This is a genomic window from Mycolicibacterium lutetiense (assembly GCF_017876775.1).
GTDB lineage: Bacteria > Actinomycetota > Actinomycetes > Mycobacteriales > Mycobacteriaceae > Mycobacterium > Mycobacterium lutetiense.
Map to the genome: position 1 here is coordinate 555601 of NZ_JAGIOP010000001.1, position 16929 is coordinate 572529.

General features: G+C 66.0%; 16 protein-coding genes. 9 read left to right on the forward strand and 7 right to left on the reverse strand.

From position 1 onward, the window contains the following. Positions 1-84: 84 nt before the first annotated feature. The 4 genes from JOF57_RS02805 to JOF57_RS02820 form a co-directional block, all read right to left on the reverse strand. Positions 85-1407 carry an acyltransferase family protein gene (locus tag JOF57_RS02805; RefSeq protein WP_209913431.1) on the reverse strand — a complete coding sequence of 441 codons (1323 nt, stop codon included), beginning with the start codon at positions 1405-1407 and terminating at the stop codon, positions 85-87. An 82-nt stretch (positions 1408-1489) separates the two neighbouring features. Next, complete coding sequence (locus JOF57_RS02810; RefSeq protein ID WP_209913433.1) at positions 1490-3121, reverse strand: monocarboxylic acid transporter; 1632 nt, start codon at positions 3119-3121, stop codon at positions 1490-1492. Next, entirely contained in the window at positions 3121-3462 is a 342-nt protein-coding gene (locus JOF57_RS02815; RefSeq protein WP_209913435.1) for a DUF485 domain-containing protein, read from the reverse strand. Before JOF57_RS02815 ends, JOF57_RS02810 begins: the two co-directional genes overlap by 1 nt. Before the next feature lie 147 nt (positions 3463-3609). After that, positions 3610-3906: a DUF732 domain-containing protein gene (locus JOF57_RS02820; protein WP_209913437.1), complete on the reverse strand. Its 297-nt coding sequence runs from the start codon at positions 3904-3906 to the stop codon at positions 3610-3612. A 98-nt stretch (positions 3907-4004) separates the two neighbouring features. Here JOF57_RS02820 and JOF57_RS02825 point away from each other — a divergent pair, with 98 nt between their 5' ends. Then, the gene (locus JOF57_RS02825; protein WP_209913439.1) at positions 4005-4586 is read left to right on the forward strand and encodes an HhH-GPD-type base excision DNA repair protein; all 582 of its coding nucleotides are present in this window, start codon (positions 4005-4007) and stop codon (positions 4584-4586) included. Positions 4587-4696: 110 nt separating this feature from the next. Next, positions 4697-4846 carry a DUF1059 domain-containing protein gene (locus tag JOF57_RS02830; protein WP_084622040.1) on the forward strand — a complete coding sequence of 50 codons (150 nt, stop codon included), beginning with the start codon at positions 4697-4699 and terminating at the stop codon, positions 4844-4846. 89 nt (positions 4847-4935) lie between these two features. Here JOF57_RS02830 and JOF57_RS02835 read toward each other — a convergent pair whose 3' ends face one another. Together JOF57_RS02835 and JOF57_RS02840 are read right to left on the reverse strand one after the other, a co-directional pair. Further along, on the reverse strand, positions 4936-5910 hold the full coding sequence (locus JOF57_RS02835; protein ID WP_209913441.1) for an Rv1157c family protein: 975 nt from the start codon (positions 5908-5910) through the stop codon (positions 4936-4938). Between the two features lie 53 nt (positions 5911-5963). Further along, the gene (locus JOF57_RS02840; RefSeq protein WP_209913443.1) at positions 5964-6620 is read right to left on the reverse strand and encodes a hypothetical protein; all 657 of its coding nucleotides are present in this window, start codon (positions 6618-6620) and stop codon (positions 5964-5966) included. 296 nt (positions 6621-6916) lie between these two features. Here JOF57_RS02840 and JOF57_RS02845 point away from each other — a divergent pair, with 296 nt between their 5' ends. Next, positions 6917-8071, forward strand: a complete 1155-nt coding sequence (locus tag JOF57_RS02845) for a mannosyltransferase (RefSeq protein ID WP_209915742.1) — start codon at positions 6917-6919, stop codon at positions 8069-8071. On the opposite strand, the gene JOF57_RS02850 is transcribed toward JOF57_RS02845, so the two are convergent. Beyond that, complete coding sequence (locus JOF57_RS02850) at positions 8040-8333, reverse strand: 4a-hydroxytetrahydrobiopterin dehydratase (protein ID WP_209913445.1); 294 nt, start codon at positions 8331-8333, stop codon at positions 8040-8042. The genes JOF57_RS02845 and JOF57_RS02850 overlap by 32 nt on opposite strands. A 27-nt stretch (positions 8334-8360) precedes the next feature. Between JOF57_RS02850 and JOF57_RS02855 the strand changes: the two genes are divergently transcribed. The 6 genes from JOF57_RS02855 to narI all read left to right on the forward strand — a co-directional run bounded on the left by JOF57_RS02855 (position 8361) and on the right by narI (position 16892). After that, complete coding sequence (locus tag JOF57_RS02855; RefSeq protein ID WP_209913447.1) at positions 8361-8771, forward strand: (deoxy)nucleoside triphosphate pyrophosphohydrolase; 411 nt, start codon at positions 8361-8363, stop codon at positions 8769-8771. Positions 8772-8976: 205 nt separating this feature from the next. Continuing rightward, positions 8977-10158: a nitrate/nitrite transporter gene (locus tag JOF57_RS02860; protein ID WP_209915744.1), complete on the forward strand. Its 1182-nt coding sequence runs from the start codon at positions 8977-8979 to the stop codon at positions 10156-10158. After that, a complete protein-coding gene (locus tag JOF57_RS02865; protein WP_209913449.1) occupies positions 10155-13835 on the forward strand; it encodes a nitrate reductase subunit alpha in 3681 nt (1226 codons plus the stop codon). Before JOF57_RS02860 ends, JOF57_RS02865 begins: the two co-directional genes overlap by 4 nt. Beyond that, positions 13832-15475, forward strand: a complete 1644-nt coding sequence (gene narH, locus JOF57_RS02870) for a nitrate reductase subunit beta (RefSeq protein WP_209913451.1) — start codon at positions 13832-13834, stop codon at positions 15473-15475. Before JOF57_RS02865 ends, narH begins: the two co-directional genes overlap by 4 nt. A 108-nt stretch (positions 15476-15583) precedes the next feature. Then, positions 15584-16153 (forward strand): nitrate reductase molybdenum cofactor assembly chaperone, encoded by a 570-nt coding sequence (gene narJ, locus JOF57_RS02875; protein ID WP_209915746.1) that lies wholly within the window; start codon positions 15584-15586, stop codon positions 16151-16153. A 13-nt stretch (positions 16154-16166) separates the two neighbouring features. Continuing rightward, positions 16167-16892, forward strand: a complete 726-nt coding sequence (narI, locus tag JOF57_RS02880) for a respiratory nitrate reductase subunit gamma (protein ID WP_209913452.1) — start codon at positions 16167-16169, stop codon at positions 16890-16892. Positions 16893-16929 lie beyond the last annotated feature (37 nt).

The window sequence follows — 16929 nt, forward strand, 5'->3', positions numbered from 1 at the left end:
CGCCGAGTCTGCGGACAGATCGCGAAATTCCGCAGAATCGCGATCTGTACGCAGACTCGATGCCTTGTGCGCAGTCTCGATGTGTCAGTCGCGGGCCAGCGCGCGGGCCGCGACGAGGGCGGCCAGCATGACTGCCACGCAGTAGACACCCTGATCCTTCAGGCCCCAGGCGACCGAGGCCAGCGTCGCCGCACCGGCCAGGCACAGCAGCAGCCCCACCGTGGCGCTCCGGATCCCGGTGCCGGCCACCGCGCCGCCGTCCCACAGCGGCAGCGGCGAGTTCTCCAGCGGGCGCAGTGCGACGAACGCCGTCGCCACCAGTCCGGCCATCAACGCCAACTGCAGCACCGAGAGGGCCAGGAATCCTGGCGCGGACGGGTCGTAGCGGTCCAGGCCCAGGTAGTCGAACACCAGGTGCAGGCCCAGCAGCAGCGGCATGTGCCACAGGTACAGCGTCATCGCACCGGAGTTCCCGATCGCCGTCAGCCACCACACCCGCGGCCGCTGTGCCCACCGGTTGATGGCGGGGGCGGCGGCAATCGCGAACGCACACATCATGATTGCGTGGCCGGCCAGCAGCAGTGAGGGCGGCGTCATGTTCTTGAGCTGCTGGGTCTCGATGCCGACCAGGCTCAGCTCGTAGGGGCCGAAGTACAGCAGCGCCAGGTTCACCCCGAGCATGCCGATCCCGATCTTGCACGCGGCGCCGCTGGACAGCAGGTGGCGACGGTAGGCGACACCGAACACGCCGGGGATCAACCACACCACGGTGTTGAGGTAGCCCAGCGACGCGTAGCCGTCCATGTTGATGCGGATCGCGTCGATGACAGCGATGAACGCGTAGGTGCCGGCCACCGCGCCGATCACCTGCCCGGTCGTGGTGATGTGGGCCAGCAGTGGCACCGCCGCCAACACCAGGACGTAGGCGCCCAGGAACCACAGCAGCTGGATGGAGATGCCGGCGATGGGTTCGTAGACATGTTCCGGCAGGACGAACCGCAGCACTGCCAGGGTGACGGTCCAGAAGGCCAGGTAGTAGAACACCGGGCGGTACAGCCGGGTGCAGCGCTTCAGCAGCCACCCGCCCCACGACGAGCCGGGCGTCCAGGACTGCACCGAGGCGGCCACGCCGGCGAAGAAGAACAACGGCATGATCTGGAACACCCAGGTCAGCGCCTGAAAGACGACAGATGCGGTGAGCAGGTTGCTCCAGATGAACACGTCGTCACGGATCGTGCTGGTCGCCATGATCGTGTGGCCGAACACCACACCGATCAGCGAGACGATCCGGATGACGTCGATGGCGCGGTCCCGGCCGGCGGGGGTCTGGGCCTCGACCTCGGCGGGGGACGGGAACAGCCCCTTGGCCGGGGCTTTCTCGGCAGCTGTGTCAGCAGCAACGGTCATGGCTAGAACGCTATGGCCCCGCGGCTGCGTAGTCCCTAGGTAGAACCACCTAACTTCGATTGCGTCTGCTCGCGGGGAGAAACTAGTGCGCCACGGCCTTCTCGGCGCCCACACCGGTCAGCGACCGCACCTCCATCTCGGCGTTGAGTTCGGGGTTCCCGGTGTCGCGAGAGGTGAGCGTGCCGAGGATGCCGAGCGCGAAGGCCAGCGGGATGGACACGATGCCCGGATTGGCCAGCGGGAAGAAGTCGAAGTCCGCACCCGGAATCATCGCGGTCTTGCTGCCCGACACGGCCGGGGAGAACACGATCAGCACGATGGTCGAGATCAGCCCGCCGTACATGCTCCACAGTGCGCCGCGGGTGTTGAACCGCTTCCAGTACAGCGAGTACAGGATCGTCGGCAGGTTGGCCGCGGCCGCCACGGCGAACGCCAGCGCCACCAGGAACGCCACGTTCTGACCGTTGGCCAGGATGCCCAGCCCGATCGCGAAGATGCCCAGCACCACCGCGGTGATGCGGGAAACCCGGACCTGCTCCTGCTCGGTCACCTTGTGGGACTTGAGCACCGAGGCGTAGACGTCATGCGCGAACGAGGCCGATGCCGTGATGGTCAGACCGGCGACCACGGCGAGGATGGTCGCGAACGCCACCGCCGAGATGACCCCGAGCAGGATCACCCCGCCGAGTTCGAACGCCAGCAGCGGGGCCGCGGAGTTCACCCCGCCGGCCGCACCGAGGATCCGGTCCGGGCCGACAAGGGCGGCCGCGCCGTAGCCGAGCACCAAGGTGAACAGGTAGAAGGCGCCGATCAGCGCGATCGCCCAGACGACCGATCGCCGCGCTTCCTTGGCGGTGGGCACGGTGTAGAACCGCATCAACACATGCGGCAGTCCCGCGGTGCCGAGTACCAAGGCCAGCGCAAGCGAGATGAAGTTGATCTGTGAGGTCAGCGAGCCGCCGTACTGTGCGCCCGGGGCCAGCACATCGCGGCCGGCGACGCCCTGGGTCGTCGACCCGGAGATGGCCGATTGGGCCGACCCCAGGATCTCGGAGAAGTTCAGCCCGAACTTGCTCAGCACCATCACGGTCATCAGCGCGGCACCGGCGATCAGCAGCACGGCCTTGATGATCTGCACCCAGGTGGTGCCCTTCATCCCGCCGACCAGGACGTAGACGATCATCAGGATGCCGACGACGGCGATCACGATCGATTGTCCGGCCCGGCTGTTGATATCGAGCAGCAGGGCGACCAGGCCGCCGGCCCCGGCCATCTGGGCCAGCAGGTAGAACAACGACACCGTGAGCGTCGAGATGGCCGCGGCCAGCCGAACCGGGCGCTGCTTGAGCCGGAAACTCAATACGTCGGCCATCGTGAATTTGCCCGTGTTGCGTAGCAATTCGGCCACCAGCAGCAGGGCCACCAGCCAGGCCACCAGGAATCCGATGGAGTACAGGAAGCCGTCGTAGCCGTAGACCGCGATGGCCCCGGCGATGCCGAGGAAGCTGGCCGCCGAGAGGTAGTCGCCGGCGATGGCGATGCCGTTCTGCGGGCCGGAGAAGCCGCGGCCGCCGGTGAAGAACTCGTCGGCCGTGGCGTTGCGCTTGCTGGCCTTGATCACCACGATCATCGTGACGACGACGAACAGGCTGAAGATGCCGATGTTCGCAGCGGGGTTGCCGACGGTTTCGGCGGCGAGGGTGCTGACGGTCATCAGGGGCCCTCCAGCTCTTCGCGGATGGCGGTAGCTCGCGGGTCGAGCTCTCTGTTGGCGAAGCGCACGTACAGGCCGGTGATGAGGAACGTGGTGAGGAACTGGCCCAGCCCGATCAACAGGCCGACATTGATGTTGCCGAACACCCGGATGGCCATGAAGTCGTGGGCGAACGCGCCGAGGGCGACGTAGAGGGCATACCAGGCCAGGAAGAATGCGGTCATCGGAAAGACGAAGCGGCGCAGGCGGGTACGCAACTCCTGGAACTCGGGGCTGGCCTGCATGGCGAGGAACTGCTCCCCGGTGGGGGCGACCCTCTCGGGAAGATCGGTTTCGGACACCCGAGGACTCCTGACAGTTGACTGTGCGATAGCGGAGAACCTAATTGAGCGCCGGGTCACATGCGACGGGTATCGCGACTGCAACCTCGCCGGACATCGTGCGGCCTACCGTAGATGGCGGTGCGGCGAAACCGCAGCCAGCTCAACCTATTGAACCGGGCAGGCGTACTTTCTGGCCACGTCGTACACCCGCTGCTCGGAGCCGGGTCCGAAAACGCCTTGTGCAGCCAGTTCCAATCCGATGTAGCCCGGGACGCCGCCCATACACGCCTGATGAGCGACGCGCCACGCGGTGTCGGGATTCAAGTGGAATCCGTTGCGCTCCAGGCCCTGCATGTATTCGTCGAACGCCGGCGTGCCCTGGTCGGGGATGGCGTTGGCCGTGGCGGCCAAGGCGAGTGCGGTAACCACCGCTACAAAAAGAGGCGCAATCACACGTCTCATGTCCAACTCCTATGGGCATATTCACCGGTTAACGCGTATACATTCGCACACTCCACCGACACCGGCGTCAAAAACGTGTCTGGTCCTAGACTGGCGACGTGGGAAAACTGCAGCTAGTCCAAGATCCGGAGGCCGACGCCCTACTGGAGTCCAACCCGTTCGCGCTCTTGGTCGGGATGCTGTTGGATCAGCAGATTCCGATGGAGGTCGCCTTCGGCGGGCCCAAGAAGATCGCCGAGCGTCTCGGTGCCGTCGACGCCCACCAGATCGCCGACTACAACCCGGACGAATTCATCGCCCTGGTGTCGCAACCCCCTGCGATCCACCGCTTTCCGGGGTCGATGGGCAAGCGGGTACAGGATCTGGCGCGGGTCATCGTCGACGAGTACGACGGCGACGTGACGGCCCTGTGGACCGGTGGCGACCCCGACGGCAAAGAGGTGTTGCGCCGGCTCAAGCGACTGCCCGGGTTCGGTGACCAGAAGGCCCGGATCTTCCTGGCGCTGTTGGGTAAGCAGTATGGGGTGACGCCGGCGGGCTGGCGGGAGGCCGCCGGGGATTACGGCACTGCGGGCAGCTTCATGTCGGTGGCTGATGTGGTCGACCCCGGGTCGTTGCAGAAGGTGCGCACGCACAAGAAGCAGATGAAGGCCGCCGCGAAGGAAGCCAAGGCCGTCTAGGGCTGAGCGGTCATCGAGCGTGCGCTGAGATCGTGTTTCTGCCGCGCCCCGCGGCGATCTGATTGCACAGTCGGGGATCATGGCTGGGCGGCCTATGCAATGGTGAACATATGGCGAAGACACATCTGAACTGCCCGTGCGGAGAAGCGATCAGCGGGACCGATGAGGACGACCTGGTGGAGAAGGCTCAGACGCATCTGGCTCAGCAGCACCCCGGGCGTGAGTACGACCGCGAAATGATCCTCTTCATGGCTTACTGAGCCTCAATTTTCCTGCCCTGACAAAATTCCCGGTCGCCGGCCATGAGGCAAGCGACCGGGAATTTCGTTTCCCCATTCATATGGTGTGGTCAGGGAACCACCGTGGATCCGATGGTCGGCATGAACTGGCACTGCATCTCGGTTGTCGTGACCTGTCCGAAGACCGTGGTCATGATGCTGCCGGAGCCGGTATCGGCGATCGCGGTCAGCGTGGTCGGGCCCTGGGGGTTGAGGTCCGGACGCGGCTGCAGCGTCACGCTGCCGGACTTGCCCGTCGTCAGGTTCACCCACGTGGCGTTGAGCGGAAGCTTCTGCTCGGCGGCCGGGGCGGGAGTGCCGATCGCAGTGAACACGTACGCGGTCTGGCCTGGTTTCGGGCCGGGCAGCGGGATCGTGGCCGGGCCGGCCACTGAAATCGCCGTCGCCAGAACGTTTCCGCCGTCCTTGAGGCACCCGTTGCCGATCGACGGGTACATGAAGTCCTGCTTCGTGGGCGTATTGGGCCCGAATCCCGGGGCGGGCGCCGGGGCCGGCGCAGCGTCAGGGGCCGGGATCGTGACTGCCGCCGGAACAGCCCCGGGAGCGGGCGCCGCTTCAGGGGCCGGAGCCGGAGCGGGAGCCGGGGCCGGTACGGCTTCGGGAGCCGGAGCCGGAGCCGGAGCGGGCAGCGCCTCAGGGGCCGGCCCGGCCGCATGGGCCGGGTCGACACCCATCGGCAGGTGAGCGTCGCCGCCGGCGCCCAGAGCAGGAACATGCTCGGGCGCGGCGACGGGTTGTGCCGCGAAATGGTTGACCGCCGTCGCGACATTGCGGGATTCCGCTGATTCCGACTTGTTGGCAGCGAACGCCTGCGCGGCCGCCATCAACAGCTGTACGGCGCCCCCGGGGTCGGCTGCGGCCTGCTGGATGATCGGGCTCAGGTTCTCCATCGCCGGTAGCCCGGGCGCCTGCAACGCGTCGATCGGCAGCGGTGCCGGATCGGCGTTCGCTACGGCGCTGCTGAACAGCAACAGGGTGGTGGACCCGATTGCAGCGGCGGTGCCGAACATCGTTTTCAGGGACATACGCGGTGTCATGGCTTTCCCAATCGTTTCGGGCGGTCAGACCAGTTCGGGGATCAGGGCAGGCCGGCGGTGATCAGCGGCGCCAATGCCGCGATCTCGGGGTTGAACGCAGCCGGGGCGGCCGCGGCAGGAGCCGCAATCGCCGGAGCTGCTGCCGCTGCCGGGGCCAACGGGGCCGCCACAGTCGGCAGGGCGGCCTGGGCCGCGACCGGAGCCAGCGAGGTCAGATCACCCGGGATGTTCACCTTCTGGGGCAGCGAGAAGGGCATCCCGGGAATCTGCGGGATGGTGACCTCGGCCGAGGGAATCAGGGATGCCGGACCGGTGACCGGCGCCGTCGGGACGGTCGCGGCCGGAGCCACAGCCGGTGCGGTGGGCAAGCCCGGCATCAGCGATCCCAGGGGTGCATTGGCCGCTGCCGGGCTGACGGCCGTCGCCGCCTGCGGCAGCGTCACCGAGGCGGTCGCCGACGGAACCGGCGCCGGTGCGGCGGCGGGGGTGCCGGTCAGTGCGGAACTCACCCCTTGCAGCAGTTGCGGCGCGGCGGCCGGCACGCCGGCGAATTGGTTGACGATCGGCAGGTTCGGCGCGGGGACCGGGGCGGGAGCCACCGGTTCGGCGTTCGCTGTGGCGCTGAGGGCCAACGCGACCGGGACTGCGCCGGCGGCCGCGATCATGCTGGTGGAAAGTGCTTTCCAGGTGAAGATCATGGTTCTCCCAATCGGTTGCTTGCACGTCTGAAAGCGAAACTATCGAGTTACCGGTGGGACTCAAGTGACACGTGTGGCGTTTATTCAACCGTTACTGCGCTGATCGAATTCGTTATCGGGCAGTGCCCCGGGCGTGATGAAGCGCCCCGAATGTCACGCTGGAGTGACGCTCGGCAGTGAGAGCCACACTGGCGTGACAAAGCGGGCCGGCGTGCCGCGTCGGGCGGGTCGCTAGAGTCTTCTGCGTTAACACCGAACCGGCCACCCCCGTCTCAGCAACCGCGCGGCTCTACCGTCTGGCGCCGTTGTTGCTCATCCTCAGCATCGCGGCGCGCCTGGCCTGGACGTATCTCGTCCCCAACGGTGCCAACTTCGTCGATCTGCACGTCTACGTCGGTGGCGCCGCCATGCTGGACGGCCCCGGCGCGCTCTATGACTACGTCTACGCGGACCAGACACCGGATTTCCCACTGCCTTTCACGTATCCGCCGTTCGCGGCGGTGGTGTTCTACCCGTTGCATCTGCTGCCGTTCGGGTTGGTCGCGTTCTGCTGGCAGATCGGCATCGTCGCCGCGTTGTACGGCGTGGTGCGGATCAGTCAACGGCTCCTGGGGCCGGATGCCGACCGGCGTGTCGCCATGGTGTGGACCGCCGTGGGCATCTGGACCGAACCGCTGCGCAGCACGTTCGACTACGGGCAGGTCAATGTCGTGCTGGTGCTGGCAGTCCTGTACGCCGTCTACAGCAATCGTTGGTGGCTGTCGGGGTTGCTGGTCGGGCTGGCCGCGGGGATCAAACTCACGCCTGCGGTGTCGGGGCTCTACTTTGTCGGCGCGCGGCGGTGGGGCGCCGCGGTGTTCTCGGCCGTGGTGTTCTGCGGGACCGTCGCGGTCTCCGCGCTGGTGATCGGCGACCAGGCGCGCCGGTACTTCACCGAGTTGCTCGGTGATGCCGACCGGATCGGCCCCATCGGAACGTCGTTCAACCAATCCTGGCGTGGCGGGATCTCGCGGATACTGGGCCATGACGCCGGGTACGGCCCCGTTGTCCTGCTCGGCATCGTCGTCACCGCGGTCCTGGCCGTATTGGCATGGCGGGCCATCGGCGGCAGTGCCGACCGTCTCGGAGCGATCGTGATCGTCAGCCTGTTCGGGCTGTTGCTCTCGCCGATTTCGTGGACGCACCACTGGGTCTGGCTGATCCCGCTGATGATCTGGCTGCTGCACGGGCCGCTGGCCGACCGGCTGGGCGCGAGAATCCTCGGGTGGGTCTGGTTGGCGCTGACGCTGATCGGGGTGCCGTGGCTGCTCAGCTTCGCCCAGCCGACCATCTGGGAGATCAGTCGCCCCTGGTATCTGGCCTGGGCCGGCCTGATCTACATCGTCGCCACCCTGGCCACGCTGGCCTGGATCGCGACAACTAGTCGGACGGGCCGGCCAGAATCCGGTTGATCTCCTTGGCCATCTGGACGTCTTTCTCGGTGATGCCGCCGGCGGCATGCGTCACCAGGGCGAACGTGACTGTGCGCCAACGGATGTCGATGTCGGGATGATGGTCTTTCTGCTCGGCGAATTCAGCCACGCGGCGCACCGCGTCGATTCCGTCGAGGAACGTCGGGAATTTGGTGGATCGGCGCAGGGCGCCCGCCGCACGTTCCCAGCCGGGCAGATCGGGCAGTGCGGCGTCGACTTGATCGTTCGATAACACGGCCATATACCCGACGGTATACCGTCGGGCGCGATGAGTGAGCAGATCGTTGTCGCCGGTGCACTGCTCTGTGCGGGCCGGCTGTTGGTCGCTCAGCGACAGCGGCCGCCGGAGTTGGCCGGGCTGTGGGAGCTGCCCGGTGGGAAGGTGACGACGGGGGAGAGCGACGCGGACGCCTTGGTGCGGGAGCTGAGGGAGGAACTGGGTGTCGGGGTGATCGTCGGTGCCCGCCTCGGTGCCGACGTCGCGCTGCCGACGGGTATGACGCTGCGCGCCTACCGGGCGACGTTGACCGAGGGCAGCCCGCAGCCGCACGATCACCGGGCGCTGCGCTGGGTGACCGCCGACGAACTCCACGACCTGCCATGGGTGCCCGCCGACCGAGCCTGGCTGGCCGACCTGGCCGCAGCGCTTTCTCCGGCGAGCAGACGTGAAAGTACCTGAAACCAAGTCATTTCGGGTACCCGCGTGTCTGTTCGCGCCAAAAGTCGACCGCAGGCCGCACTGAACTAATTTCAGCATGTTGATGTTGCGGATTACATTTCCATGAAACCGCCTGCAACGTTTCCGGGAAAATGACGCAACCGCAGAGACATGATGTTTTGCTGGTCAGGTGAGCACGGCTAGCGCGCCACTCCAGGGCCAGAGTATGAATCTCGTGCTGGCCACATGGGTCTCGGCGATCAATTTCTGGGCCTGGAACATGATCGGCCCGCTTTCCACCACCTACGCCGGCGACATGAGGCTCAGCAGTACGCAGGCTTCGATGCTGGTCGCCACACCGATACTCGTCGGATCGATCGGTCGGATCGCCGTCGGTGCGCTGACCGACAGATTCGGTGGCCGCACAATGTTCCTCGCGGTGACGCTGGCCTCGATCCTGCCGGTACTGGCGGTCGGGGCCGCGGGCGAGGCGAGGTCGTATCCGCTCCTTCTGCTCTGCGGGTTCTTCCTGGGGATCGCCGGCACCATATTCGCCGTCGGCATCCCGTTCGCCAACAACTGGTATGCGCCCGCGCGCCGGGGGTATGCAACCGGCGTGTTCGGCATGGGAATGGTCGGCACGGCACTGTCGGCGTTCTTCACACCGCGGCTTGTGCGCGCGTTCGGATTGTTCACCACCCACGTCATCATCGCGGTGGCCCTGGCGCTCACGGCGGTGCTGTGCTTCGTGGCGATGCGGAACTCGCCGGTGTTCCAACCCAACACCGACCCGGTGTTGCCGAAACTCAAGTCCGCACTGAAACTGCCGGTCACGTGGGAGATGTCGTTCCTGTACGCGGTGGTCTTCGGTGGCTTCGTCGCGTTCACCAACTACCTGCCCACCTACATCAAGACGATCTATGACTTCTCCGCAGTCGAAGCGGGCACCCGCACAGCGGGATTCGCGTTGGCTGCGGTACTGGCCCGGCCCATCGGCGGCGCGATCTCGGATCGGATACCCCCGAAGTACGTGGTGCTCACCTCGTTCGCCGGGACGGCCGTGTTGGCATTCATCGCGATGTTCCAGCCGCCGCCCGACGTGTGGTCAGCGGCCACCTTCATCAGTTTGGCGATCTTCCTGGGTATCGGTACGGGCGGAGTATTCGCCTGGGTGGCCCGCCGGGCACCCGCGAAAGAAGTGGGTTCGGTCACCGGGATCGTCGCTGCCGCAGGTGGTTTGGGTGGCTACTTCCCGCCGCTGGTGATGGGTGCGACCTACGATTCCGTCGACAACGACTACACGGTCGGACTGGTCCTGTTGGTGGCGACGGCGCTGGTCGCGTTGGCCTACACCGCACTCAGATTGCATGCCCACGAGCCCGAGCCGGCCAAGGAGGCCCAACGATGAGCAAGCCCCGCGTCGGCGGATCGATCGAGGAGCTGCTCGAGCGCAGTGGTCGCTTCTTCACGCCCGGCGAGTTCTCCGGCGATCTGCGTACGGTCACCCGCAAGGGAGGCCGCGAGGGCGACGTCTTCTATCGCGACCGGTGGAGCCACGACAAGGTGGTGCGCTCGACGCACGGAGTGAATTGCACCGGATCGTGTTCCTGGAAGATCTATGTCAAGGACGGGATCATCACCTGGGAAACCCAGGAGACCGACTACCCGTCAGTCGGGCCCGACCGCCCCGAGTACGAGCCCCGCGGCTGCCCGCGCGGTGCGGCTTTCTCCTGGTACACCTATTCGCCGACGCGGGTGCGCTACCCGTACGCGCGCGGCGTGCTGGTCGAGATGTACCGGGAAGCCAAGGCCCGCCTGAAGGACCCTGTGTTGGCGTGGGCCGACATCCAGGGAGATCCGGTGCGCCGCAAGCGTTATCACCAGGCCCGTGGTAAGGGCGGTCTGATGCGGGTGACCTGGACCGAGGCCACCGAGATGATCGCCGCCGCGCATGTGCACACCATCAAGACCTATGGACCGGACCGGGTGGCCGGATTCTCGCCGATCCCGGCGATGTCGATGGTGTCGTTCGCGGCGGGTTCAAGGTTCGTCGAGCTCATCGGCGGGGTGATGACGTCGTTCTACGACTGGTACGCCGACCTGCCGGTGGCCTCCCCGCAGGTGTTCGGCGATCAGACCGATGTGCCCGAGTCCGGGGACTGGTGGGATGCGTCCTATCTGATGATGTGGGGCTCCAACGTCCCGGTCACGCGTACGCCCGATGCGCACTGGATGGCCGAGGTCCGCTACCGCGGTACGAAGGTCGTCAGCATCAGCCCGGATTACGCGGACAACACCAAGTTCGCCGACGAATGGATGCCGTGTGCGGCGGGGACCGACGGTGCCCTGGCGATGGCGATGGGTCACGTCATCCTCGACGAATGCTTTGTACAGAACCGGGTTCCGTTCTTCGTCGACTACGTGCGCCAGTTCACCGATCTGCCGTTTCTGGTCAAGCTCGAAGAGCGCGACGGAATGCTGGTTCCCGGGAAGAACCTCACCGCCGCCGATCTCGGCTATGACATGGAGAATGCGGCGTTCAAGCCGGTACTGCTCGACGGAGCCAGCGACAGCGTCGCGGTACCCCAGGGCTCGCTGGGGTTCCGTTTCGGCAACGACGGTGTCGGCAAGTGGAATCTCGATCTGGAGGACCTGTCTCCCGCGCTGACCGTGCTGGGGGACATCTTCGAGACCGCCGAGATCACGCTGCCCCGTTTTGACACCGTGGACGGCAGCGGCGCGACCCTGCAGCGCGGTGTACCGGTGCGGCGGGTCGGCGAGCACCTGGTGTGCACGGTGTTCGATCTGATGCTGGCCCAGTACGGTGTGCACCGGCCGGGCCTGCCCGGCGATTGGCCCACCGGGTACGACGACGCCACCCGGCCCTACACCCCGGCGTGGCAGGAACAGATCACCGGGGTGTCTGCGGGTCAGGCCATTCGGGTGGCGCGCGAATTCGCCCGCAACGCCGAGGAATCCGGCGGCCGGTCGATGATCATCATGGGTGCCGGCATCTGTCAGTGGTTCCACGGCGACGCCACCTACCGGGCGGTGCTGGCGCTGCTGCTGCTCACCGGTTCGATGGGCCGCAACGGCGGCGGGTGGGCACATTACGTGGGCCAGGAGAAGTGCCGACCGGTCACCGGGTGGTCTGCGATGGCGATGGGCACCGACTGGTCACGCCCCCCGCGGCAGATGGCCGGGACGTCGTACTGGTACGCCCACACCGACCAGTGGCGCTACGACGGCTATCGCGCCGATGCGCTGTCCAGCCCGGTGGGCCGGGGCCGGTTCCGCGACAAGCACACCATGGATGTGTTGACTTCGGCGGTGGCCATGGGGTGGACACCGTTCTTCCCGCAGTTCGACCGCTCGAGTTTGGATGTGGTCGACGAGGCCAACGCCGCGGGCCAGGAGGTGCCGGACTATGTGGCCGCCCAATTGGCCAGTGGCGAACTGAAACTGGCGGTCACCGACCCGGACAATCCGGTCAACTGGCCCCGCGTGCTCAGTGTGTGGCGGGCCAACCTGCTGGGTTCGTCCAGCAAGGGCAATGAGTACTTCCTGCGTCATCTGCTGGGCACCACGTCGAATGTGCAGGCCGAGCCCACCGGGGACGACTTGCGGCCCAAGGACGTCGCCTGGACCGAGGACATCCCCGAGGGCAAGCTCGACATGCTGATGTCCATCGACTTCCGCATGACGTCGACGACACTGCTCTCGGACGTGGTGCTTCCCGCGGCGACCTGGTACGAGAAGGCCGACCTGTCCAGCACCGATATGCATCCCTACGTGCACGCGTTCAGTCCGGCTGTCGACCCGCCCTGGGAAACCCGTTCGGACTTCGAGGCGTTCGGTGCGATCGCGCGGACGTTCAGTGCTCTGGCGGCCCGGCACCTGGGTACCCGCACCGATGTGGTGATGGGCACGTTGCAGCACGACACCCCGGGTGCGATGGCCTATCCGGGTGGTACCGAACATGATTGGCGGACCACCGGTGAGACGCCGGTTCCCGGCAAGACGATGGGACCGCTCGTCGTCGTCGAACGTGATTACCCGGCGATAGCGGAAAAGTGGTCGGCGCTCGGGCCGCTGGTCGACAGCTTGGGCCTGACGACCAAGGGCGTCACCACCCATCCCGACCAGGAGGTTCGTGAACTCGGCTCGAAGTTCGGGGTGATGGATTCCGGTGCGGCACAGGGCCGGCCTGCCATCACCACAGCCGAACGGATGGCCGACGTGATCCTCGCGCTGTCGGGCACCTCCAATGGCCGGCTGGCGGTGGAGGGTTTCAAGGAGCTGGAGAAGCGCACCGGTCGCAAGCTGGTGCACCTGGCCGAAGGCAGCGAGGAACGCCGGATCACCTACGCCGACACCCAGGCCAGACCGGTGCCCGTGATTACCAGTCCGGAGTGGTCCGGCAGTGAGACGGGCGGCCGCCGCTACGCGCCGTTCACGGTGAACATCGAGGAGCTCAAACCGTTCCACACGCTCACCGGGCGAATGCATTTCTATGTCGATCACGACTGGTTGGAGGAACTCGGCGAGCAGCTGCCGATTTACCGGCCACCCTTGGACATGGCAAGGCTGTTCGGTGAATCCCAGGTAGGGCATCGGGACGGCATCGGCCTGACGGTGCGCTACCTGACCCCGCATTCCAAGTGGTCGATCCACTCGGAGTACCAGGACAACCTGTTCATGCTCTCGCTGTCCCGCGGTGGTCCCACCATGTGGATGAGCCCCCTGGATGCGGCGAAGATCGAAGTGAAGGACAACGACTGGATCGAGGCGGTGAACCGCAACGGCGTGCTGGTGTGCCGCGCCGTTGTCAGCCACCGGATGCCAGAAGGGGTGGTGTACGTCTACCACGCGCAGGAACGGACCATTGACGTGCCGCTGAGCGAAACCACCGGAACCCGTGGTGGCATTCACAATTCACTGACCCGGCTGTTGGTCAAGCCCAGTCATCTGGCCGGTGGCTACGCGCAGCACTCGTTTGCGTTCAACTACCTCGGCCCCACCGGAAATCAGCGTGACGAGGTGACGGTGGTTCGCCGCCGCTCGCAGGAGGTGCGATACCAGTGAAGGTCATGGCCCAGATGGCGATGGTGATGAACCTCGACAAGTGCATCGGGTGTCATACATGTTCGGTGACCTGTAAGCAGGCCTGGACGAACCGGGCCGGCACCGAATACGTCTGGTTCAACAACGTCGAAACCCGTCCGGGGCAGGGGTATCCACGCACTTATGAGGATCAGGAGAAGTGGCGCGGGGGGTGGAAGCTGGACCGTCGTGGCCGGCTGCGACTGCGCGACGGCGGCCGCCTGGCCAAACTGGCCAGGATCTTCGCGAACCCGAAGTTGCCGTCGATCAACGACTACTACGAGCCGTGGACCTACGACTACGAGAACCTGACCTCGGCACCGCTGGGTGAGCACATCCCGACCGCCCCGCCGCGCAGCCTGATCACCGGAAAACCGATGAAGGTGTCGTGGTCGGGGAACTGGGACGACGACCTGGCCGGCTCACCGGAGATCGTGCCGGGGGACCCGATCCTCAAGCAGGTCAGCGAGGAGATCAAGCTCGAACTCGAGCAGACCTTCATGTTCTACCTGCCCCGGATCTGCGAGCACTGCCTGAACCCGTCGTGTGTCGCATCCTGCCCGTCGGGTGCGATGTACAAGCGTTCTGAAGACGGCATCGTGCTGGTCGATCAGGACCGTTGCCGCGGCTGGCGCATGTGTGTGTCCGGATGCCCTTACAAGAAGGTCTATTTCAACCACAAGACCGGCAAGGCCGAGAAGTGCACGCTGTGTTACCCGCGGATCGAGGTCGGGTTGCCCACGGTGTGTTCGGAGACGTGTGTGGGCCGGTTGCGTTACCTCGGGCTGGTGCTCTACGACGTCGACCGGGTGCTGGAGGTGGCGTCGGTACCGGACGAGAAGGACCTCTACGAGGCGCAGCGGCAGATCCTGCTGGATCCGACCGACCCGGAGGTGATCGCCGGGGCCCGGGCCGAGGGCATCTCCGACGAGTGGATCGAGGCCGCCCAGCGTTCGCCGGTGTACAAGCTCATCCACACCTATGGTGTTGCGCTGCCGCTGCATCCGGAGTTCCGCACGGTGCCGATGGTGTGGTACATCCCGCCGCTGTCGCCGGTGGTCGACGCGGTCAGCCGCGACGGACACGACGGCGAGGACGTCGGTAATCTCTTCGGGGCGCTGGAAGCGTTGCGTATCCCGATCGAGTACCTGGCCGGGTTGTTCACCGCGGGGGACACCGCCGTCGTCGAAGGGGTGCTGCGCCGACTGGCGGCGATGCGTTCCTACATGCGCGACATCAACCTCGGCCGCGAGACCCAACCGCACATACCGGCCGCGGTCGGTATGACCGAGGAACAGATGTACGAGATGTACCGGCTGCTGGCGATCGCGAAATACGAAGATCGCTACGTCATTCCGACCGCATACAGCTCCGAGGCGATACCCGGGGCCGAGGAACCGGGCTGCTCACTGTCCTATGAGGGCGGGCCAGGGATGTACGAGTCGGGTCCCTTCGGCGAGGCCAGCGGCGGGCCGGTGCCGGTGGCGGTGGAGACCTTCCATGCGCTCCGACACCGGCAGACCAGCGACGGCATGGCCGCCAACGCCGAACGGCCATCGCGGGTGAATCTGCTCAACTGGGACGGTAGGGGAACACCGTCGGGCATGTTCCCGCAGGATTAGTCAGGAGAACGAGTGAGGAAGCGTAGAAGCCGCTCCGACAGCGGCCTGATTCGTCGCTCCCGCGACAGCAGCCTGCAGGACCGCTTGGTGTGGCAGGCGGCATCGTTGATGCTCGCCTACCCGGACGACGGCCATGCCGACCGGCTGGAGGCCGCGGCCCGCCTGCTGGATCACGTCACCGGTGAGCCCAGGGCGTTGCTGGGCGAAACGGTTGTCGGGCTGAGCCTTCGGCCCAGCATGGCGTTGGCGCAGGAGTATGTCGAGACCTTCGACCTCCAGAAGCGCTGCACCATGCTCCTGACGTATTGGACGTCGGGGGATACCCGAAACCGCGGCGCGGACATGGTCGAATTCACCCAGGCCTACCGTGCCGCGGGGGTAGAGATACCGAAAGGCGAGGCACCCGATCATCTTCCGGTGGTGCTGGAGTTCGCGGCAACGGTCGACCCCGATGCGGGCCGGCGACTGCTCACCAAGTATCGGGTGCCGATCGGTGTGGTTGCCCGGGCGTTGGCCGACGGGGGATCGCCGTATTCGCCGGTTGTCGCTGCGGTGGCCGCAACCCTTCCGTCCCTGGCTTCCGTCGATGACGTGGCACAACTCATGATGGCCGGTCCGCCAGCTGAATCTGTTGGGCTGCAACCATTTCAACTGACCGTTCCGCCACGTAGGGCGTAAGGAGACCGCGAAGATGAACTGGGAGATCTTCTGGGACGTCGTGCCGTACGTGACCCTGGCGACGGTCGCAGTCGGCACCTGGTGGCGGTACCGTTACGACAAGTTCGGCTGGACCACGCGTTCATCGCAGCTCTACGAGTCGCGATTGTTGCGGATCGCCAGCCCGATGTTTCACTTCGGCATGCTGGTGGTGTTCATCGGGCACGTCATCGGCCTGTTCATCCCCGAGTCGTGGATGAACCTGGTGATGAATGATCACATCTATCACCTCCAGGCAGTGATCCTGGGCGGGGCCGCCGGCATTGCTGCCCTGGTCGGAATCGCCCTGCTGATCTACCGTCGCCGCGTCACCGGCCCGGTCTTCATGGCCACCACGGTCAACGACAAGACGATGTACGTGGTGTTGGTGGCGGCGATGGTGGCGGGCTTCGCCTGCACCGCGATGGGCGTGACACCGGAGGGTGCCGAGCACGACTACCGCGAAACCGTGTCGCCGTGGTTCCGCTCGATCTGGATCTTCCAGCCCCGCGGTGACCTGATGGCACAGGCGCCGGTGTACTTCCACATCCACGTGATGATCGCACTCGCGCTGTTCTGCCTGTGGCCGTTCACCCGGCTGGTGCACGTGTTCAGCGCCCCGATCGGCTACCTGTTCCGTCCCTACGTCGTGTACCGCAGCCGTGATGTCGCCGAGAGCAGTGAGTTGGTCGGATCACGGCCGCATCGTCGGGGCTGGTGAGGCAGCAGGCCGGCGCCCGAAAGTAGGGACCTTTGGC